Here is a 20,714-nt window from a genome sequence, read left to right as displayed (position 1 = left end):
ACACGGACAGCGCGGAACAACCGGAGCGTACACGTAGTACGTGAGGATGACTCGCTGCGCTCGCCCCTTCAGGGCCGCCCTGACGGGCGTTCAGGTTGCTAAAGCAGCCTGTGTGAGCACTGCCCAGGTTCAGACTGACAAATAAAATAGCCTAATGGGATAGGCTCTTAACACCATTACAGTTCGTTGAGCGCCATATTCAGCTGCAACACATTGAGGGTCGGTGTGCCAAGGAATGGCAGCAGCGGACGATGCGTCATCTTATCAATCAGCGCCTCGACCTGCGGCAACGGCAACTGGCGGCTGGCGGCGATACGCGGTGCCTGCCAAAGGGCGGCCTGTGGCGAAATATCCGGATCCAGCCCGCTGGCTGACGCGGTGACCAGTTCAACCGGGACGGCGGCCGGTGCCTGCGGATTGGCGGCCCGCAGCGCAGCGACGCGATCGGCTACCGCTTTGTCCAGCGCCGGGTTGCTGGCGGCCAGATTGCTGCCCCCTGAGGCCAGCGGATTATAAGGTTTATCGCCACTGGCTGAAGGGCGGCCCCAGAAATAGTTGGGCTGGGTAAAGTTCTGGCCAATCAGCGCCGATCCGCGCGCCACGCCATCCTCCTCCAGCAGCGAGCCGCTGGACTGGGACGGAAACAGCCACTGCGCCAGACCGGTGGTGAGCAAAGGATAAACCACGCCGGTAACAAGCGTAAGCAGCAACAACAGTAAAATTGCCGGACGTAACTGACTCATTTTTCTCTCCTCAGGCCATGCCTGAAAACACTAACAGCAGATCGATCGCTTTGATGCCGACAAACGGCACCAGCAGGCCACCCAGACCGTAAATCAGCAGGTTGCGGCGCAGCAGCGCAGCAGCGCTCAGTGGGCGGTAGCTGACGCCTTTCAGGGCCAGCGGGATCAGGAAGACAATCACCAGAGCGTTAAAGATCACCGCCGACAGAATCGCACTGGCTGGCGAGTGCAGGTGCATCACGTTAAGCATGTTGAGCTGCGGATAGGTCGCCGCAAACGCCGCCGGAATGATGGCGAAGTATTTCGCCACGTCGTTGGCGATACTGAAGGTGGTCAGCGAACCGCGCGTCATCAGCATCTGTTTACCGATATGCACCACTTCCAGCAGCTTGGTCGGGTTCGAGTCGAGATCGACCATGTTGCCCGCCTCTTTCGCCGCCTGGGTACCGGAGTTCATCGCCACCGCCACATCCGCCTGCGCCAGTGCTGGCGCATCGTTGGTGCCGTCGCCGGTCATCGCCACTAAACGTCCTTCCGCCTGATACTGGCGGATCAGCGCCAGCTTGGCTTCCGGCGTGGCCTCTGACAGGAAGTCATCCACGCCCGCTTCAGCGGCAATCGCTGCGGCCGTCAGCGGGTTATCGCCGGTGATCATCACCGTTTTGATACCCATTTTGCGCAGTTCGGCAAAGCGCTCTTTGATGCCACCTTTGACGATATCTTTCAGCGCCACCACGCCCAGCACGTTCGCGCCCTCTGACACCACCAGCGGCGTGCCGCCACTGCGTGCCACCTCTTCCACCTGCGCATTGACCTCGGCCGGGAAACGGCCATGGTTCGCTTCGATGTGGCGTCGTACCGCATCGACCGCGCCTTTACGGATCAGTCGATCCTGCACGTTCACGCCGCTCATGCGGGTCTGCGCAGAGAATGGAATAAAGCTGGCACCCATGCTGCTGAGATCGCGCTCACGCAGATTAAATCGCTGTTTCGCCAGCACCACGATGCTGCGCCCTTCCGGCGTCTCATCGGCCAGCGAGGCGAGCTGAGCGGCGTCGGCCAGTTGCTCTTCACTGACGCCCGGCGCGGGCAGGAACTGGGTCGCCTGACGGTTACCCAGCGTGATGGTGCCGGTTTTGTCCAGCATCAGCACATCCACATCGCCCGCGGCTTCTACCGCACGCCCGCTGGTCGCAATGACGTTAGCACCCAGCATCCGGCTCATCCCCGCCACGCCAATCGCCGACAGTAAGCCGCCGATGGTGGTCGGGATCAGACAGACCAGCAGCGCAACCAGTACCGTGATGCTGACCGGCGTTCCGCCCCATGCCGAGAACGGCCAGAGTGTCACGGTCGCCAGCAGGAACACGATGGTCAGTGACACCAGCAGGATGGTCAGAGCGATCTCATTCGGGGTTTTACGGCGTTTCGCGCCTTCCACCATGGCGATCATCCGGTCAAGGAAGGTTTCGCCCGGGTTGGCGCTACAGGTGATCACCAGCCAGTCAGAGAGAATGCGGGTCCCGCCGGTGACGGAGGCGAAGTCACCGCCCGACTCGCGGATCACCGGTGCGGACTCACCGGTAATGGCGCTCTCATCCACCGAGGCACCGCCCTCCATCACTTCACCGTCGCAGGGGATGATGTCGCCCGCTTCCACCAGCACGGCATCGCCTTTGCGCAGCTCATCGGCACTGACCTGCTGCCACTCGGCGCCATAGCGCGCCGCTGAGAGTTTTTTGGCAAAGCTGGTCTTTTTCACCCCTTTCAGGCTGCTGGCCTGGGCCTTACTGCGCCCTTCTGCCAGCGCCTCCGCCAGGTTGGCGAACAGCACGGTGAACCAGAGCCAGACCGCAATCGCACCGGTAAAGCTGGCGCTGCCGCTGATCCGGCCGGTCAGCATCGCCAGCGCCAGCAGCGAGGTCAGAATACTGCCGAGCCAGACGACAAACATCACCGGGTTACGGAACTGCACCCGGGGATCGAGCTTTTTCACTGCATCCCAGGCCGAGGTACGCAGCAATGCTGCGTCAAATAACGCCTGTTGTTGACGACTCATGAGGATTGTCCCTGAACAAGTTGCAGATGCTCAGCCACCGGGCCCAGCGCCAGAGCAGGAATAAAGGTCAGTGCACCCACCAGCAGCACCGTGCCGATCAGCAGTCCGATAAACAGCGGACCGTGGGTTGGCAGCGTGCCGTTACCCACCGGCTGCACTTTTTTCACCGCCATCGCACCGGCAATCGCCATCACCGGAATGATGATGCCGAAGCGGCCCAGCAGCATGCAGGCAGCCAGTAGCAGGTTCCAGAACGGCGTGTTAGCACTCAGGCCGGCAAAGGCGCTGCCGTTGTTGTTGGCCGCCGAGGAGACCGCGTAGAGCACTTCGCTGAAGCCGTGAATGCCGGGATTGGCCATGGCACTGCGTCCGGCGTCGGTCATCATCGCCAGTGCGGTACCGATCAGCACCAGCGCCGGTGTGACCAGAATCGCCAGCGCGGTCATTTTCATCTCCCAGACGTCGATTTTTTTACCGAGGAATTCCGGGGTACGACCGATCATCAGCCCGGCGATAAACACCGCCAGCAGCACAAACAGCAGCATGCCGTAGAGACCGGCACCGACGCCGCCAAACACCACTTCGCCCAGTTGCATCAGCCACATCGGCACCATGCCACCCAGCGCAGTAAAGGAGTCGTGCATGGCATTCACCGCACCGCAGGAGGCGGCAGTGGTGATAACCGCGAACAGGCTGCTGTTAAGAATGCCAAAGCGCGTCTCTTTACCTTCCATGTTGATGGCGCTGTCAGCACCCAGCTGGAGGAAGTGCGGGTTGCCCTGCAGTTCGGCCCACATGACGACCGATACCGCCGCCACAAACATCAGCGTCATCGCCCACAGCAGCATGTGGCCCTGACGACGGTCACGCACGCTTTCGCCAAACGCGAAGCAGAGCGCCGCCGGGATCAGGAAGATGCTCAGCATCTGCACCAGGTTAGTCAGCACCGTTGGGTTTTCAAATGGATGGGAGGAGTTGGCGTTAAAGAAGCCGCCACCGTTGGTGCCCAGCATTTTGATCGCTTCCTGCGACGCCACCGGCCCCATTGACAGCGTCTGCTGCACGCCTTCCAGCGTGGAGAAACTGTGATAAGGCGCGAAGTTCTGGATGCTGCCCTGGCTGACAAAGAACAGCGCCATCAGCAGGCTGATAGGCAGTAAGACATAGAGCGTGATGCGCGTCAGGTCGCGCCAGGCGTTACCCAGGGTCGCAGAGCTGCGATTAGCGAAGCCACGGATCAATGCAAACGCCACGGCGATACCGGTCGCGGCTGAGAGGAAATTCTGCACCGTCAGGCCCACCATCTGACTAAAATAGCTCAGGGTGCTTTCGCCGCTGTAGGATTGCCAGTTGGTGTTGGTGACGAAGCTCACGGCGGTGTTAAGCGCCAGATGCCAGCTCAGGCCAGGCAGCTGCTGCGGATTCAGCGGCAGCGCGCCCTGCATCAGCAATATTGCCAGCAGCACCACGAAACCCAGCGCATTAAACAGCAGAATCGCCAGCAGGTAGTGCGGCCAGCGCATGTCCGATTGTTGCGCGCCCAGCAGTCGCCACAGCGGCGCTTCCAGGCGGGCAAACACCGGCTTGTCAGCCACTAACGACGCCAGACCCCGTCCGAGCGGCTGCGCCAGCACCATCAGCAGCAGCAGATAGAATGCGATGAGTAAAAAAGCATTGGCCGCCATCAGAAGGCCTCCGCATTTAACAGGGCATAGATCAGATAGCCCAGTAACAACACCACCAGCACAATGCCGGTTATTACGCCCACGCTCACAGGAACCTCCAGAGGATTGGATTTATGGCTTAGCTTGCGCGGAGGCGTATAAAGAAGGGGTTAAAATGCAGCGGGCGGGCGTAAAAATAGTGTAAAAATGGCGAAAAATCAGGCGACTTCCAGCGCCCAGATACGATTGAGATCGACGTTACCCCACAGCGTGCTGTCCTCTGCGCCTACAATGCTGTCGGTGCAGAAGCTGTCGCCAAGGTCGAGCTCTTCCGGTTTCACTTCACGCTGGGCGTGCAGCGACCAGAAGACATGCACGCAGGGACGCATCAGCGATTTTTCGCCCGCTTTCACCACCAGCGCCACCCGGCCGGAGGCCAGACGCACCAGCGATCCCACCGGATAGATGCCGATGGTCCGTACGAAGGTGTGCAGCAAGCCAGGGTCGAAATGGCCGCGCCAGCTCAGCATCTGGTGCATCGCCTCGGCGGGTGTCCAGCCGTTGCGATAGGAGCGGGTCGAAGTGACGGCATCATAGACATCGCACACCGCCGCCATGCGGGCGTAGAGCGAAATCGCCTCGCCTTTCAGGCGGTGCGGATAGCCGCTGCCATCATATTTTTCATGATGATGCAGGGTGATATCGAGCAGATCGTCATCGGCGTCGGCTTCTATCAGCATCTGCGCACCGACCACCGGATGCTCACGCATCACCCTGAACTCCTCTTCAGTCAACTTGCCCGCTTTGTTCAGGATCGCCAGCGGCACGGCCGCTTTGCCGACATCATGCAGTAAACCGCCCATGCCCACCCGACGCAGCTCCTGCTCATCCAGTCCAAGTTTTTTACCCAGCGCAATCATCAGCCCGCAGACCGCCATGGAGTGCAGGTAGGTGTAGTCATCATGATTTTTCAGTCGCGCCACGCTCAGCATGGCAGAGGGTTCACGCGTGATCGATCCGGCGATTTCATCCACCAGATCCATCATATAATCGAGCTTCAGGCCGTTACCCAGCCGCGCTTCGTTGAACATCGCCAGCACTTTCGGTTTGCCCTGCAAAAAGATCTGCTGTGCCTGATCCAGTTCCTGGAAAAACGGGGTGCGGCCAATGGTTCTCTTCGCGACCGTGGAGGCGATCGGCGCCTGCACCGATCGATCGAGGTCGATCCAGAGCTGGCGGATCCCTTCAGTGCGAAGCATGGCGATTTGTCGGGGATCGGTGATCAGCATCTCATTATGAATGCGCTGGTCTTTTATCCACCAGACCTCCAGCTTGTGGATAAACATCCCTGGGCGCAATTCATCAATGGTAATCAGCTTTATCACGCTATCACTCTTTAATATCAGCGGGTGGTAAGGTGATATCGGCAGCCGGACAAATTTTCTTCAGGCTGTTTTGTGCGAAGGTGAGGGTCTGGTGAGTGGTCAGAGGAGAGGCGTCCTGCCTCGCCCCCGTTTCAGCAGGGAGTTAAGACGCCGCTGCGGTTACACTACCCGGGTCAGCACCGGCTCACCACGGGCAAACGCCAGCATATTCTCAAAGACCAGGTCAGCCATCGCCGCCATGGTTTCGCGGGTGCTGCTGGCGATATGCGGCGTGATCACCACATTGTCGCGCTGGCGCAGTGCGTCAGGCACCTGCGGCTCCTGTTCAAACACATCCAGCCCGGCACCGGCGATCTGCCCGGTTTCCAGCGCATCCACCAGCGCCTGCTGATCCACCACGCTGCCGCGCGCAATGTTAATCAGATAGCCCTGTGGTCCCAGCGCCTGCAGCACTTCCGCATTGATAATGTGGCGCGTCGCGGCACCGCCCGGCAGGGTCAGCACCAGGAAATCGGCCTGCTGCGCCAGCGCCACCAGGCTCTCATGACGGGTGTAGGGCACATCGGGGCGTGAACGCGGATTGTAATAGTGAATCGCCATATCAAACGCCTGCGCGCGCCTTGCCACCGCCTGACCGATATTGCCCAGCCCGACGATTCCGCACACCTTGCCACCGATTTTGCTGCTCAGCGGAAAGCGGCCCTGCGTCCAGTGACCGGCGCGTGTGAAGCGATCGGCCTCGCTGATGCGGCGCGCCACATCCAGCAGCAGCGCCATCCCCAGATCGGCGACGCAATCATTGAGCACCTCCGGCGTGTTGGTCACCACAATGCCGCGCGACCGGGCGGCTTCCGTATCGATGCTGTCATAACCGACGCCGTTACTGCAGATCGCTTTCAGGTTTGGCAGCGCGGCGATCAGCGCGGCCGGTGCGCCCATCACCGCGTTGCCGCTGGTGACCAGCATGTCGATATCTGCGCCCTGCTCAGCCAGAAAGGCTGCCTCATCTTCCGCCTCCCACAGCCGGAACGCGGTGAACGTCTTTTCAATGTTCTCTATCAGCTGCGGCGGCAGGAATTTCCCTCTGATCAGCACCTTACATTGCTTTAATGCCATCTTCTTTCTCCTGATTGTTATAGGATGCCGGGCGATCGCTCTCTTCACCGACGCGTTCAATCGGTCCCATCACCAGCAGGAACAGCAGCGCCGCTACCACGCAGTGTGCCGCCACAAACGCCAGCCCGATGCTGTAGCTGCCGGTCAGACCGACGATGATGCCGAACAGCAGCGGCGTGGTGAAACCGGCAATATTGCCGATGCCGTTAAAAATGGAGCCGGCCAGGCCCACCGCCTCTTTAGGTGCGGTGTCGCTGATCACCGTCCAGGTGCCTGCACCGGCCGCTATACCTTTACCGAAAAAGGCGAAGGACATAATGGCGATAATGCCGCCGTTACCGGGAATAATCGCCGCCAGCACCAGGCTGGACGCCATCAGCATGCCGACGATATAGGGCGTTTTACGCGCCCAGGAGACGCTCCAGCCCCGGGCGATTAACTTGTCTGACAGGTAGCCGCCGCTGATCCCGCCCAGAAAACCAAACAGCGCCGGAGCAACGGTGGCGAAGCCCGCCTCCATGATGTTCATGCCGCGCGCCTGCACCAGATAGATCGGAAACCAGGTAATAAAGAAGTAACTGAGCGCAATGATGCAGTACTGACCGAGATAGGCGCACCAGAGCATGCGATTAGTGAGCAGCTTTCTGAACATCGCTTTACTGACCGGTGGCCGCGCTTTCAGCGTCTGCGCCGAGTCGATATCCACCAGCGCACCACCGTCGACGATGTGGCGCAGTTCACTCTCTGACACGCCAGGGTGATTGCGCGGCTCGCGCATCCAGGCAGCCCAGACAAACACCGCCAGCAGGCCGATGCCGCCCAGCACAAAGAACGGCCACTCCCAGCCAAAGCGCGACACCAGCCAGCCTGACAGCGGCGAGAAAATGGCGACGGCAAAATATTGCGCCGAGCTGAACAGCGATGAAGCCCGTCCCCGCTCTGCGCCAGGGAACCACATAATCACCACGCGCGCATTGGCGGGAAAGCTGGGTGCCTCGATCAATCCCAGCATAAAGCGCAGACCAAACATCAGCATCAGCGCGCCGGTCATGCCGCTGGAGAACTCGCCAACGAATCCCATCGCCAGCGTCGAGACTGACCAGAGCGCCAGCGTGACGCCATACACTTTTTTAGCCCCGAAGCGGTCAAGAAACAGCCCGCCGGGAATCTGACCGATAACGTAGGCCCAGCTGAAGGCAGAGAGGATCAATCCCAGCTGGATCGCTGACAGGCCGAACTCCTCTTTGATCGCCGATCCGGAGATCGAGAGGATCGAACGGTCGGCATAAGCCACGACCGACAGAAAGAGGATCAGGCAGAGGATCCAGATGCGCACATGAGACGTCCGGTGAGTCGTTTGGTCTTTAAGCATGAGCTGAATTCCTTAAAAAGCGGCAGGTTGCGCCACGAGGTTTTTTTCAGGAATAACGCTGAGATTTCCCGCTTAAGGAAATATAGATAGGAGGCTAACGATGGATCATTGTGCGGATGTTGAGATCGTCAGGCCCGATTCAACGGTTTTCTGACAACCACCACAAAGGCCAGTGCGATGCTGCACAAAAGCGCAAAAAGCCGCGGCTGACTGCCGCAGAGTGTGCGCCACGTCGAGGATTTCATCGGCGCTGGCAGCTATGACGCGGCGATTTTACGGCAAAGTGTGGCGGCGCTAGCAAGAGTGAAAAGGGCCGGTTGTCAAACCCGGCGACTGTTCATAAGCTGCAAATGATAATCTTTGTCCATTTTTATAATAAATGAAAAATCTATTCCACTCAGTTAACCTCGGGAGTCTGCAATGAAAAAACGTGCATGGGCAATACTCTGTCTGCTCTCTCTTTCCACGTCGGCGCTGGCAGAGAAAATTGGCGTCTCAATGGCCTATTTCGACCAGAACTTTCTGACCATTATCCGCCAGTCGATCGAGAAAGAGGCCAAAGCGCGTCAGCTGGATGCGCAGTTCGAAGATGCACGCGGCGACGTGGGCCGTCAGACCGATCAGGTGCAGAGCTTTATCAGTTCCGGGGTGGACGCGATTATCGTCGATCCGGTCGACTCCGCCAGCACCCCTGCCCTGACCAGACTGGCGCAGCAGGCTCACATTCCGCTGGTCTACGTTAACCGCACACCGGGCGATAAAACCCTGCCGCCGGGCGTGGTGTTTGTCGGCTCTGACGAACGCGAATCGGGCACGTTGCAGATGGAAGCGCTGGCGAAGCAGGCGGGTTATCGTGGCAAAGTCGCCATTATCATCGGTAACCTCAGCGATGCGGGTGCGCTGCAGCGCACCAAAGATGTGGAGCAGGTGGTGGCAAAGTATCCCGACATGAAAGTAGTGCTGAAGCAGACCGCAAACTATTCGCGTAATGAGGGCATGGATTTAATGCTCAACTGGCTGTCGAACGGGGAAGAGATCGATATTGTCGCCGCCAACAACGACGAAATGGCGATTGGCGCAACCATGGCGATTGCCCAGGCGAAACCGAAGAAAACCATTCTGGTGGGCGGCATTGATGCCACGCCGGATGGCCTGAAAGCCCTGGCAAGCGGCAAACTGGCCGTCACCGTGTTCCAGGATGCTGTGGGTCAGGGCAAAAAATCGGTCGAGGTGGCGCAGCAGATGATCAAAGGGGAAAAAGTCGATTCCCACCAGTGGATCCCGTTTGAACTGGTGACGCAGCAGAACATGCAGCAATACAGCAATAAAAATCCGTAATGAAAAGCGGAGCGGCAGCGCTGCCGCTCCGGTTATCACTTCTCGTGCAGCAGTTTCGCCATCATCACCACATCGCGCAGCTGACCGTCGCGCAGGGCGGCCTGCCGCATCACCCCTTCACGCTCAAAGCCCAGCCGCTCATAGAGCCGCAGCGCCCGTTCGTTGTCGTGAAACACCTCCAGCTCCATACGCGTAATCCCCAGCCAGTTACGGGAATAGTCGAGCGCGGTGCGGATCAGGCGCTCACCGACGCCGCGACCGGCGTAATCGGGATGCACGCCCAGCCCAAAGCTGATGCAGTGGCGGGTGCGCGGCTTGTTATCCACAAACAGCGTCAGCTCACCGGCCAGCACGCCCTCGATCTCCGCGACAAAGGCGATAAACCCCTCGGCATCCATTCTGGCGATTTTTTTCTCCCAGGTGGCAACGCTGGGAAACGGCAACTGCAGCGTCCAGGGATAGACATCGGGATGACTGTAGAGTCGCTGATAGGCGGCGGCATCCTGCGGTTCCCGTGCCCGAATAATGATTTCCATATTTTCTCCTTTTAGCCGAACGGGGTTCATGCACTAAGCTGTAGCTCTTTACCGGACGGAAAGAGTATCGCTATGTTGTATCGCCGTTTTGAGCGTTTTATCAATATTTTTCATGACGCGCCCACCGACTCGCCCCCCTCAACGGTCTGGTCGTTTTACCTCTACTATCTGCGGCAGGTCTGGCCGAGTTTCGCGGCACTGCTGGTAGTGGGACTGGCGTCAGCCCTGATTGAAGTGTCGCTGTTCAGCTATCTGAGCCGCATTATCGACATGGTCAATCACTCCACGCCCGCCACCCTGTTTCGGGATAACTGGCCGATACTGCTGTGGATGGGGGCGGTGGCGCTGATTCTGCGGCCGATTTTTATCGCCCTGCACGACATGCTGGTGCATCAGAGCATCAGCCCGAGCATGACCAGCATGATCCGCTGGCAGAATCACAACTACGTGCTGCGCCAGAGCCTCAATTTCTTCCAGAACGATTTCGCGGGTCGCATCGCCCAGCGCATTATGCTGACCGGCAGTTCACTGCGCGATTCCGCGGTGCAGCTGGTGGATGCCATCTGGCACGTGCTGATCTACGCGGTAACCTCACTGGTGCTGTTTGCCGGTGCCGACTGGCGGCTGATGATCCCGCTGATTCTGTGGATGGTGGCCTACAGCGCCTCGCTGCGTTTCTTTGTGCCGCGCGTTAAAGCCCGTTCGGTGGTCTCCTCAGAGTCGCGATCTAAACTGATGGGCACCATTGTCGATGGTTATACCAACATCGCCACCATCAAGCTGTTCGCTCACAGCGATCTGGAACGGCAGTATGCGCGTGAGGCGATTCAGGAGCAGACCGAAAAAACCCAGAACGCCGGCCGCATGGTCACCAGCATGGATCTGACCCTGTCGGCGCTGAACGGCCTGCTGATTGTCTCGACCTCCGGGCTGGCGCTGTGGTTATGGAGCCAGTCGCTGATTAGCGTCGGGGCGATTGCGCTGGCGACCGGTCTGGTGATCCGCCTGGTAAATATGTCCGGCTGGATCATGTGGGTGGTCAATGGCATTTTCGAAAATATTGGTACGGTACAGGATGGCCTGAAAACCATTGCGCAGCCGCTGAGCGTGCAGGATGCGCCGCAGGCGAAGCAGCTTAAGGTGACGCGCGGCAACATCCGTTTTGAGGATGTGCGCTTCGATTATGGCGGTGGCCGTCAGGTGATTAACGGCTTTAACCTCGACATCAAACCTGGCGAGAAGATTGGGCTGATTGGTCCCTCGGGTGCCGGTAAATCGACGCTGGTGAACCTGCTGCTGCGCCTCTATGACCTGAACGCGGGGCGGATTGTGATCGACGATCAGGATATCGCCGCCGTGACGCAGGAGAGCCTGCGCAGCCAGATTGGCATGATTACGCAGGACACCTCGCTGCTGCACCGCTCAATCCGTGAAAACCTGCTGTATGGTCGTCCCGACGCCAGCGAAGAGGAGCTGCAGCTTGCGATTCACCGCGCCCGCGCCGATGAGTTTATCCCGCTGCTCTCCGACTCGCTGGGTCGCACCGGGCTGGACGCGCACGTGGGCGAGCGCGGCGTGAAACTGTCGGGCGGTCAGCGTCAGCGTGTGGCGATAGCCCGCGTGCTGCTGAAGGATGCGCCGGTTCTGATCATGGATGAGGCCACCTCGGCGCTCGACTCCGAAGTGGAAGCGGCGATTCAGGAGAGCCTGGAGTCACTGATGCAGGGCAAAACCGTTATCGCCATCGCGCACCGCCTGTCGACCATCGCGAAGATGGATCGGCTGGTGGTGCTGGATAAAGGCGGCATTGCCGAGATGGGCAGCCATCACGAGCTGCTGGCGCAAAACGGTCTCTATGCCCGGCTGTGGCAGCATCAGACCGGCGGTTTTGTCGGCATCGATTAATCGCCGCGTCGATAGGGTAAGGCGTCGCGGGCTTCTTCCGCCCAGCCGCGCACGCCTTCCCGCTCCTGCACCAGAAAATCTGCCACGGCATCGCGCAGGCCGGGATGCAGCAGATAGTGCCAGGAGTGGGTAATCTGCGGCTCGAAGCCGCGCACCAGCTTATGCTCGCCCTGCGCGCCGGCATCAAACCGCGTCAGCCCCTCATCAAGGGCCAAATCCATTCCCTGATAGAAACAGGTTTCGAAGTGCAGCCGGTCAAACTCCGCCAGACAGCCCCAGTAGCGGCCATAGAGCGCATTGCTGTCCCGCAGATAAAACGCCATCGCGGCCGGTTGCTGCTGTAAACGGGCGATCACCACCACAATATTCTGCGGCATGCGTTCCGCCAGCAGGCTGAAGAAGTCACGCGTCAGATAGGGACGCTGACCGCGCACCGCATAGGTGTTGGCGTAACAGGTATAGACAAAATCCCACTGATCTTCGCGCAGCTGGTAGCCCAGGTAGCGGTCAAACTCAAAGCCGCTCTGCATCACCTGCTCACGCTCTTTACGCAGCTGTTTGCGCTTGCGCGACATCAGCGAATCCAGGAAATCCTGAAAATCGCGGTAGCCACGGTTATGCCAGTGATACTGACAACCGAGCCGGGAGAGCCAGTCGGGCTGATCGGCCAGCAGCTGATTAGCCTGCGCATCGGTAAAGTTGATATGTGCCCCGCTTAAGCCCTGCTGTAACAGGCTCTCAGGCAGGGCCGACAGCAGTTGCGCCGCGGCAGCGGTTTCGCCCAGCAGGCGCGCACCGCTGACCGGGCTGAAGGGGATCGCGCCCAGCCATTTCGGGTAGTAGCGGATCCCGGCGCGCTGGCTGGCATCCGCCCAGGCGTGATCAAAGACGTACTCGCCCTGTGAATGGCGTTTGCGGTAGCCTGGCAGCGCGGCGCGGGTCACCCCTTCCTCCCGCCACAGCAGATGATCGGGCTGCCAGCCCGCCTCTGACCGCACGCTGCCGCTCTGTTCTAACGTGAGCAGAAAGGCGTGGCGCAAAAACGGCTGGTCATCAGGCAACAGCGCATCCCACTCGGCGGCCGGGATCTCCGCCAGTGACGTCAGGTGAATCAGCGACATGAATTACTCCAGAGAACGTCGGGCAGAGAGTCAGTCAAGCAGGTTTTCCGCGTCAGCGAAAGGGTTAAGGCACGCAAAGTGAAGGCTGCATCAGCGGAGCACAGCTTCTATACTGCGACTTTATCTCCACAGGACACCGCCATGGATCGACTCGATTGTGACCGGATGTTTGTCACGGTGCTGGAAACCGGCAGCTTTTCTGCGGCGGCGTTACGTCTCGGCACCAGCAGCAGTCAGGCTTCCAAGCTGGTTTCAAAGCTGGAGCAGCGGCTCGGCGTCCAGCTGTTTAAGCGCAGCACGCGCGCCCTGTCGCCCACCGATGTCGGGCGCAGCTATTATGAGCGGGTCAAAAATCTGCTTGATGCGTTTGAGACGCTGGATGCCAGCGTGCGTGAAAGCGCTACGACGCCTACCGGCAGGCTGAAAATCAGCGCCCCCGGCTCCTTTGGTACTGTGGTGTTGTCTGAGGTGCTGGTGGCGTTTGCCCGGCGCTATCCGCTGATTGAACTGGATGTCAGCTTTTCAGACCGGTCCGTCAACATCGTCGATGAAGGCTTTGATATGGCGATCCGTATCGGCACCCTCAGCGACAGCAGCCTGGTCGCGCGCAAGCTGGGTGAGGTGCATGTGCGCATCGCCGCCTCGCCGGTCTATCTTGAGCAGTTTGGCACGCCGCAGCACTGGCGCGAGATGCCCCAGCATCAGTGCATCATCGACACCAATTTTCGCGATCCCTGGCACTGGCCGTTTGCCGGCGGCGGCGGCAGCAGCGAGATTATCACCGTACCGGTCCGCGGGCGTCTGCGCTTCGCCAACACCGAAGCCTGCCTGCAGGCCGCGATGGCCGGACTGGGCATTGCGCGGCTGCCCGGTTTTATCGCGGCTCCCGCGCTGCAACGCGGTGAGATTGTCCGGCTGCTGGAGAATTTCGACACGCCACCGCTTGGCCTGTTTGCGGTTTATCCGCCCGCCCGTCATCTGGCACACCGGGCGCGCCTGCTTATCGACTTCCTGGTGAGTCACTTTACCCGTTTTCCGCCCGCGTAATTTCTTCCAGAATGGAAGAAATGATTGTCTTTATGACCGGATTATCAGCCGTTTAGTCATCAGTTAAGCTGCTTCTCACATTACAGAGGAGTCGCGCGATGTTAGTAGAAGGCAAATGGAGTAGTGACTGGCACCCGGTGCAGTCGACCGATAAACAGGGTGGATTTGTCCGTCAGACGTCCGGTTTCCGGCATTTTATCAGCAGCGATGGCTCCACTGAATTTGCGGCAGAAGCGGATCGCTACCATCTTTATGTGGCGCTGATCTGTCCGTGGGCGTCGCGCGCGTTAATTGCCCGCAAGCTCAAAGGGCTGGAGTCGCTGATTAGCGTGACGGTGGTTGAACCGCAGCTCGGTGCCCAGGGCTGGCGCTTTGGCAATTTCCCCGGCGCACAGCAGGACCCGCTGAATAACGCGCAGTACCTGCATGAAATCTATACCCGCGTCGCGCCCGATTACACGGGCCGGGCCACCGTGCCGGTCTTGTGGGACAAGAAAACCGGCACCATCGTCAGCAACGAGTCCGCTGACATTGTGCGTATGTTCAACAGCGGCTTTGGCGATCTGGCCGATAACCGCATCGACCTCTATCCCGCCGCGCTGCGCCCTGAGATTGATGCGCTGAATGAGAGTCTTTATCCGCGTCTGAATAACGGCGTTTACCGCGCCGGGTTCGCCACCACATCGATCAGCTACCAGCAGGCATTTAATGACGTCTTCAGCCAGCTCGACGAACTGGAAGCCCTGCTCAGCGATGGACGCACCTTCCTGCTGGGTGAACGGCTGACTGAAACCGATATTCGCCTGTTCGTCACCCTGATTCGCTTTGACGTCGCCTATCATGGCCTGTTCAAATGCAACCTGCGCCGGATACGCGACTATACGCTGCTGAATCGCTATCTTAAGAGCATGCTGTCAGTCTCCGGCGTGCGTGAGACGGTCAGCATCGATCATATCAAACAGGGTTACTACTCAATCAAGGCACTGAACCCGAACGGGATCGTTCCGGCAGGCCCGGATCTGAGTGAGTACGGTCTTTAAAGGAGCAATAATGGCAAAAGCACTGGTGATTTTTCTGCATGGCGTAGGCAGTAACGGCGACGATCTGGCACCGATTGGCCGTCACTGGGCGACGCTGTTGCCGGATGTGATTTTTGCCTCACCCAATGCGCCCGAACGTTTTACCGCCGGTTTTGGCTGGCAGTGGTTCAGCCTGGAGGAGGTGACGCCAGAGAACCGGCCAGGTCGGGTACGGGCCGCGCGGGCGGCGTTTGACGCGACCCTCAGCGACGTTATCGCACAGCACGGCTTCGCCGACCGCTGGCAGGATGTGGTGCTGGTCGGCTTTTCACAGGGGTCGATCATGGCGCTGGATGCGCTGGCATCTGGCCGTTATCCGCTGGCGGGCGTGGTCGCCTTTTCGGGTCGTCTGGCGGTTGACGGTGAACTGACGCCACAGCCTCATCTGCCCGCGCTGCTGATCCACGGCCAGGCCGATGAGGTGATTCCGTGGCAGGAGAGCGAATCTGCCGCAGCACGACTCAGGGCCGCATTGGTGCCGGTAGAAGCGCGATTTGAACCCGCCACCGGCCACACCATCTCCGCTCAGGGTGCCATGCACGCCGCCGCGTTTATCGGGCAGTGCTTACAGGATTAACCCCAGCAGCGCTTTAATGCCTGCCAGGCATGACGTGCACCCACGTCAGGCGGCAGGCGTTTCAGCGCATCATTAAAGACTTCAATGCCCACCGGCCCCTGATAGCCCGCGCTTTTGAGCTTATCGACAAAGCGTTCAATGTCGATAATGCCATCGCCGGGCAGCAGACGCTGGTGCTTCGCCATCGCCATCAGGCTCTGTTTATCCTGCGCGGGAACGGCGGCCATATCACACAGCTGCACTTCATAAATGCGATCGGCAGGAATGCCGTCCAGCTGCGAGGCGTCGCCGCCCAGTGCGCAGATATGAAACAGATCGACCACCAGCCCGATATTGGGCTGATCGAGCCGCTGCAATCGCTGCCACGCCAGCGGCAGCGTGTTATCCACGCTGCACCAGGCCATCGGCTCATACATAATGCGCATGTTGTAGCGCGCAGCTTCAGAGGCCATCCAGCGCAGGTCATCATCAATCTGGTCGGCGCAGCAATCCTCACGGGTGCTGGCCGGCGCCTGAATGGTGTCGCAGCCCAGCGCCTGGGCAATCTGAATAAACTGGCGCAGCTCTTCGCGCTTCTGTCCGCGCAACGCACTGGGTGCCCCGGTGAAATCGCGCAGCACCTGGAGATTGGTAAAGCCAGGTCCCTGCCGGGCAGCGATCTCAGCCAGTGCCGCCGCGCCGCCCTCGCACGCCTCGACATCCTCGCGCCAGATCTCCACCTGATCGAAACCGGCGTCACGCGCCGCCTGAAGTTTCTGGCCGGGTTCACCGCTTAACAGCACCAGGTTAAGGAATGTGGGGTTAGTTCGCATTGCTCGGCTCCTTAATCGTCCGGAATAATCGGTGACGTTCAGCTTCTGTGCCCGTTCATGCAGGATGGTCGGGCGTAAAACCTGAAACAGTATCTACCTCTTAAGGAGTATGACAAGCGCCGCTTAGCCGGATCAGCCCAGCATCGTAACCAGTGCGAAACCGGCAAACGCCATCAGCAGCGAACCGATCACATGCACCAGCGCGCTGGTCATCGCCCAGAGATAGTTCCCTGATTGTAGCAACCCCATTAATTCCGCCGTGAAAGAGGAGAAGGTGGTCAGCCCGCCGCACAGTCCGGTGACGATCAGCAGTTTCCAGATCGGGTCGATATCGGGATGGCGAACAAACCAGGCCATCGCGCCGCCGATCACCAGACCGCCGATCAGATTCACCAGCAGCGTGCCCGGCGGCAGATTGGGAAAGAGCGCATTAAAGCGCATCGCAAAGAGCCAGCGCAGTACACAGCCGGCAGAGCCGCCGATCATCACAGCCAATAACGGTTTCAACATGTCTTGCTCCTGATTGCAGATTGACGCCGGGCTGAGGGGGAAAGGCAGAGATAAACTGCGCCTGACACCTCAGCTCCCGCGAAAGGATTGAGTGTCAGGCGTCATCAGCCGGTGTAAAGCCCACCGGCGGTTGGGAAAGGTGGCACGCCATCACCTTGAGCCGGTGATAATACGACGCCCGTTTCAGGCTGGCAACAGTGAGGTCATGGCGGCTGAAAACCTTGACGCGCACGCCACAGACGGAGTAATGCTGATGGTTTACAGCCTGTTGCGGAGACCCTATGCGTACCCTGATTTTTGATACCGATATCGGCGTGGATGACGCCTTTGCGCTGGCCTATGCGGCGCGGACGCAGCATCTGCTGGGGATTACCACGGTCTTCGGCAACGTGGCAGTGGGTCAGGCGGTGAAAAACGCCCGACTGTTTTGCGGGAAAATGGCGATTAACGCGGAGGTCTATCGCGGCTGTTCACGACCGCTGGCGCTGCCACCCTCTGCGCCTGCCAGACTGCATGGTGAAGATGGGCTGGGCGATGCGTTTGATAATACCTGCAGCGATCAGGCGCCGGGCGCGGTGCAGTTTATTATCGACAGCGTGCGGGCGCAGCCGCATCAGATCACCCTGGTGGCGATTGGTCCGCTGACCAATATCGCCACGGCCATTAATCAGGCGCCGGATATTATTCCGCTGGTAAAAGAGCTGGTGATCATGGGCGGCGCATTTGGCACCGACGGGCACAGTGGCAACGTGACGCCCTTCAGCGAATTTAATATCTGGAAAGATCCGCATGCTGCCGATCAGGTGCTCGCCTCGGCGCTGAACGTGGTGGTGATCCCGCTGGATGTCACACACAAGGTGCTGATCAGCGGCGATGAGGTTCAGCGTCTGAATCAGCCGGTGCTGAGTGCGATCTGTCGCCCTTACCTGGCTTACAGTCTGGAGAAAGAGGGATTCGAGGGTATGGCGCTGCACGACACCCTGGCGGTGGCGTGGCTCACTCTGCCACAGGCGTTTACCCTGACCGAAAGCCCGCTTCGGGTGATCACGGAGGGCATCGCCTGCGGTCAGACGGTGCGTAAGCTGAGCGCGCTGGCCTCCCGCCAGGACCCCTTTAACGGCCTGCCCGCCCAGCGTATCGCACTTGGCGTGGATGCTGACGCGGTGCGGGCGCACTTCTTTCAGACCCTCACCGCGCCCTGAACCACGCGAACCGACTGGCCGCGTTACCGGTCGAAATGAATCACGCCTTTGATCAGCTCGCGGTTGTTGATGATTTGCGCCTCAAAGGTTTCATCCAGCGTGGAGAAGGCCAGATGGTGATTCAGCATCATTTCGGCGCGCAGCTGGCCGCTGGCCATCAGCGCACGCACCCGATCGAAATCTTCACGGGTGGCGTTGCGGCTGCCCATCAGGGTGGTCTCTTTTTTATGGAATTCACTGTCCGGGATCACCAGATCGCCTTTGTGCAGGCCGACATAAACGATCGTGCCGCCGTGTCGCATCAGGTTGACCGCATTGTTCATCGCCGCCGGGCTGCCGGTGGCGTCGATCACCTTCAGCGCCAGACGGCCACCAAACTCCTCGCGCAGCGCGCTGTAAAACGCTTCATCAGCCGGATTCAGTGTCGCCAGGCCGAGCTGGTCAGCAACATGCTGGCGACGAAATTCGCTGGTATCCGCCACCACCACCTGCGCGCCGCTGGCGGCGGCGATAGCGGCAACACCCAGCCCAATCGGTCCGGCACCCACCACCAGCACCTGCTCATCCGCCACAATTGCGGCACGACGCACTGCATGGGCGCTGATGGCAAACGGCTCAATCAGCGCAGCCGCTTCCGGCGCGACATCATCCACCACCAGCAGCGTGCTGACCGGCACGCTCAGGTAGTCGCAGAACCCGCCATCCTGATGCACACCAATCACTGAGATCTGCTCACAGCAGTTGGTCTTGCCGCTCTGGCAGGCGTCACAGCGCAGGCAGGAGATGTAAGGCATTAACGCCACCCGCTGGCCCGGCTGAAAGCTCTCCGCACCACTTCCCGGCGCCACGACTTCGGCACAGATTTCATGGCCCAGCACCCGTGGATAGCTGAAGAATGGCTGATTACCGGACCAGGCGTGGATGTCGGTGCCGCAGATTCCCGCGGTGAGGATTTTAATCACTACCTCGCCAGCGGCGGGCGTGGGGATATCGCGGGTGGTCCATACCATCTTACGTGGTTCAGCGATGACCAGTGCTTTCATTGTTGTCATGGTGATTCTCCGGTTGTCCTGCAGGCAGTTATGGCGAATCCTGCACGCGCTGCGGTGTTCGTTTGCGGGAAGTGTGAAGCACCGCGATTTTTTTGGGCTTTGAATGGTTTTTAATGCATAAAAAACCGGAGAGTGAGATGAGCCGCAGCCAGAATTTGCGCCAGAACGTCATCAACCAGATGCTGGAAAGCATCGCTCAGCACCACATTCGTTCACCGCTGCCGCCCCAGGCAGCACTGGCGGAAATGTTCAATATCAGCCGGACTACGGTGCGCCACACCCTGCACTATCTGCATCAGTGCGGCGTGCTGGATAAGGTGGATCAAACCTGGGTTATCGTGCGCGATCCGCGCGAAGATGACGGTTTTAGCGCGTTAACGCCGCCGATTGAGCAGCAGGCCAGCCACTTTGAGCAGATGTTTTTTAATATGATTAATCAGCGGCAGCTGGTGCCCGGCGATACCTTCAGCGAGCTGCAACTGGCGCAGCAGGTGAAAGTCAGTCCGGTGGTGGTGCGCGAATTCCTGCTGCGCTTTATGCGCTATGACCTGCTGGAGCCGGTCAGACGCGGCCAGTGGCGGATGAAAAAATTCACCCAGGATTACGCCGAGAAGCTATTTGAACTGCGCGAGATGCTGGAAACCCACGCCCTGAGCCGCTTCCTGAATCTGCCCGCAGGCGACGAGCGCTGGGTTCAGGCGCGGGATCTGCTGGATCGTCACCGATCGATGCGCGACACCATCGCCAGCAACTATCGCCACTTTGCCGCACTGGATCGTCAGATGCATTCGCTGATTTTATCCGCCGCCAACAACCCGTTTTTCAATCAGTCGCTGGAGATTATCTCGGTGATCTTTCATTCGCATTATCAGTGGGACGAGAGCGACCTCAAGCAGCGAAATATTGTGGCGCTGGAGGAGCATATGGCGATTCTGACCGCGCTGATTGGCCGTCAGGATGTCGACGCCCTCTGTGCATTACATAACCATCTGGCGACCGCTAAAACCTCGATGGTGCGCTCAATCGGTCAGTACAATTAAAAACCGATTAAAAACCACAAAGCATTAGCTCCCGCACGATTCAGAAACATCTTTGCAACATCCTTAACCCTTTGCTCTTAGTCTCGACTGCAATGTCACGGCGGCCTTTTGCCGCTGCGCGCAGACCCCTTCTCACCATAACGATAAGTACCCAGT

The 20,714-nt window shown here is 59.4% G+C and carries 19 protein-coding genes and 1 riboswitch; of the genes, 7 read left to right on the top strand and 12 right to left on the bottom strand.

The genetic code is table 11. From position 1 onward, the window contains the following. Positions 1 to 176 precede the first annotated feature (176 nt). From kdpC to ACK13D_RS20675, 7 genes are all read right to left on the bottom strand, one after another. Positions 177 to 743: a potassium-transporting ATPase subunit KdpC gene (gene kdpC / locus ACK13D_RS20705; RefSeq protein WP_010253435.1), complete on the bottom strand. Its 567-nt coding sequence runs from the start codon at positions 741 to 743 to the stop codon at positions 177 to 179. 10 nt (positions 744 to 753) lie between these two features. Continuing rightward, a complete protein-coding gene (gene kdpB / locus ACK13D_RS20700; RefSeq protein WP_010253438.1) occupies positions 754 to 2,802 on the bottom strand; it encodes a potassium-transporting ATPase subunit KdpB in 2,049 nt (682 codons plus the stop codon). Then, a complete protein-coding gene (gene kdpA / locus ACK13D_RS20695; protein WP_010253440.1) occupies positions 2,799 to 4,487 on the bottom strand; it encodes a potassium-transporting ATPase subunit KdpA in 1,689 nt (562 codons plus the stop codon). The genes kdpB and kdpA overlap by 4 nt, the downstream gene beginning before the upstream one ends. Further along, the gene (gene kdpF / locus ACK13D_RS20690; RefSeq protein WP_010253443.1) at positions 4,487 to 4,576 is read right to left on the bottom strand and encodes a K(+)-transporting ATPase subunit F; all 90 of its coding nucleotides are present in this window, start codon (positions 4,574 to 4,576) and stop codon (positions 4,487 to 4,489) included. Before kdpF ends, kdpA begins: the two co-directional genes overlap by 1 nt. 108 nt (positions 4,577 to 4,684) lie before the next feature. Next, positions 4,685 to 5,851, bottom strand: a complete 1,167-nt coding sequence (locus ACK13D_RS20685; RefSeq protein ID WP_010253446.1) for an HD-GYP domain-containing protein — start codon at positions 5,849 to 5,851, stop codon at positions 4,685 to 4,687. A 159-nt stretch (positions 5,852 to 6,010) separates the two neighbouring features. After that, complete coding sequence (locus tag ACK13D_RS20680; RefSeq protein WP_022623978.1) at positions 6,011 to 6,967, bottom strand: 2-hydroxyacid dehydrogenase; 957 nt, start codon at positions 6,965 to 6,967, stop codon at positions 6,011 to 6,013. Further along, positions 6,948 to 8,339 (bottom strand): MFS transporter, encoded by a 1,392-nt coding sequence (locus ACK13D_RS20675; protein WP_033759126.1) that lies wholly within the window; start codon positions 8,337 to 8,339, stop codon positions 6,948 to 6,950. The genes ACK13D_RS20680 and ACK13D_RS20675 overlap by 20 nt, the downstream gene beginning before the upstream one ends. 420 nt (positions 8,340 to 8,759) lie before the next feature. Between ACK13D_RS20675 and ACK13D_RS20670 the strand changes: the two genes are divergently transcribed. Next, positions 8,760 to 9,677 (top strand): sugar ABC transporter substrate-binding protein, encoded by a 918-nt coding sequence (locus tag ACK13D_RS20670; RefSeq protein ID WP_061704377.1) that lies wholly within the window; start codon positions 8,760 to 8,762, stop codon positions 9,675 to 9,677. Between the two features lie 35 nt (positions 9,678 to 9,712). On the opposite strand, the gene ACK13D_RS20665 is transcribed toward ACK13D_RS20670, so the two are convergent. Beyond that, on the bottom strand, positions 9,713 to 10,213 hold the full coding sequence (locus tag ACK13D_RS20665; protein WP_010253457.1) for a GNAT family N-acetyltransferase: 501 nt from the start codon (positions 10,211 to 10,213) through the stop codon (positions 9,713 to 9,715). Positions 10,214 to 10,285: 72 nt separating this feature from the next. On the opposite strand from ACK13D_RS20665, the gene ACK13D_RS20660 reads away from it, so the two are divergent. Then, a complete protein-coding gene (locus tag ACK13D_RS20660) occupies positions 10,286 to 12,118 on the top strand; it encodes an ABC transporter ATP-binding protein (RefSeq protein ID WP_010253459.1) in 1,833 nt (610 codons plus the stop codon). Here the strand turns inward: ACK13D_RS20660 and ACK13D_RS20655 are convergent. Next, positions 12,115 to 13,239 carry a GNAT family N-acetyltransferase gene (locus ACK13D_RS20655; protein ID WP_033780931.1) on the bottom strand — a complete coding sequence of 375 codons (1,125 nt, stop codon included), beginning with the start codon at positions 13,237 to 13,239 and terminating at the stop codon, positions 12,115 to 12,117. The two genes, ACK13D_RS20660 and ACK13D_RS20655, sit on opposite strands and share 4 nt — an antisense overlap. Before the next feature lie 141 nt (positions 13,240 to 13,380). On the opposite strand from ACK13D_RS20655, the gene ACK13D_RS20650 reads away from it, so the two are divergent. The 3 genes from ACK13D_RS20650 (at position 13,381) to ACK13D_RS20640 (ending at position 15,942) form a co-directional block, all read left to right on the top strand. Beyond that, positions 13,381 to 14,286 carry a LysR family transcriptional regulator gene (locus ACK13D_RS20650; protein WP_045139531.1) on the top strand — a complete coding sequence of 302 codons (906 nt, stop codon included), beginning with the start codon at positions 13,381 to 13,383 and terminating at the stop codon, positions 14,284 to 14,286. Between the two features lie 98 nt (positions 14,287 to 14,384). Next, positions 14,385 to 15,326 (top strand): glutathione S-transferase family protein, encoded by a 942-nt coding sequence (locus ACK13D_RS20645; RefSeq protein WP_122889834.1) that lies wholly within the window; start codon positions 14,385 to 14,387, stop codon positions 15,324 to 15,326. Between the two features lie 10 nt (positions 15,327 to 15,336). Beyond that, positions 15,337 to 15,942 carry an alpha/beta hydrolase gene (locus ACK13D_RS20640; protein ID WP_033773107.1) on the top strand — a complete coding sequence of 202 codons (606 nt, stop codon included), beginning with the start codon at positions 15,337 to 15,339 and terminating at the stop codon, positions 15,940 to 15,942. Here ACK13D_RS20640 and ACK13D_RS20635 read toward each other — a convergent pair. Continuing rightward, a complete protein-coding gene (locus ACK13D_RS20635; protein WP_418797009.1) occupies positions 15,939 to 16,754 on the bottom strand; it encodes a sugar phosphate isomerase/epimerase family protein in 816 nt (271 codons plus the stop codon). The genes ACK13D_RS20640 and ACK13D_RS20635 overlap by 4 nt on opposite strands. 132 nt (positions 16,755 to 16,886) lie before the next feature. Then, positions 16,887 to 17,264, bottom strand: a complete 378-nt coding sequence (gene crcB, locus ACK13D_RS20630) for a fluoride efflux transporter CrcB (RefSeq protein WP_031593044.1) — start codon at positions 17,262 to 17,264, stop codon at positions 16,887 to 16,889. A gap of 88 nt (positions 17,265 to 17,352) precedes the next feature. Further along, positions 17,353 to 17,428, bottom strand: a riboswitch (Fluoride riboswitch). Positions 17,429 to 17,545: 117 nt separating this feature from the next. Here crcB and ACK13D_RS20625 point away from each other — a divergent pair. After that, the gene (locus ACK13D_RS20625; RefSeq protein ID WP_060681270.1) at positions 17,546 to 18,466 is read left to right on the top strand and encodes a nucleoside hydrolase; all 921 of its coding nucleotides are present in this window, start codon (positions 17,546 to 17,548) and stop codon (positions 18,464 to 18,466) included. A 23-nt stretch (positions 18,467 to 18,489) separates the two neighbouring features. Here ACK13D_RS20625 and ACK13D_RS20620 read toward each other — a convergent pair whose 3' ends face one another. Further along, positions 18,490 to 19,518: a zinc-binding alcohol dehydrogenase family protein gene (locus ACK13D_RS20620; protein WP_033780926.1), complete on the bottom strand. Its 1,029-nt coding sequence runs from the start codon at positions 19,516 to 19,518 to the stop codon at positions 18,490 to 18,492. A 137-nt stretch (positions 19,519 to 19,655) separates the two neighbouring features. Between ACK13D_RS20620 and ACK13D_RS20615 the strand changes: the two genes are divergently transcribed. Beyond that, a complete protein-coding gene (locus ACK13D_RS20615) occupies positions 19,656 to 20,558 on the top strand; it encodes a GntR family transcriptional regulator (protein ID WP_010671481.1) in 903 nt (300 codons plus the stop codon). Positions 20,559 to 20,714: the final 156 nt, after the last annotated feature.

It is taken from the genome of Pantoea sp. K16, from assembly GCF_048452805.1.
Taxonomy (GTDB): domain Bacteria; phylum Pseudomonadota; class Gammaproteobacteria; order Enterobacterales; family Enterobacteriaceae; genus Pantoea; species Pantoea agglomerans.
This window is presented reverse-complemented; position numbering and strand designations above follow the sequence as displayed.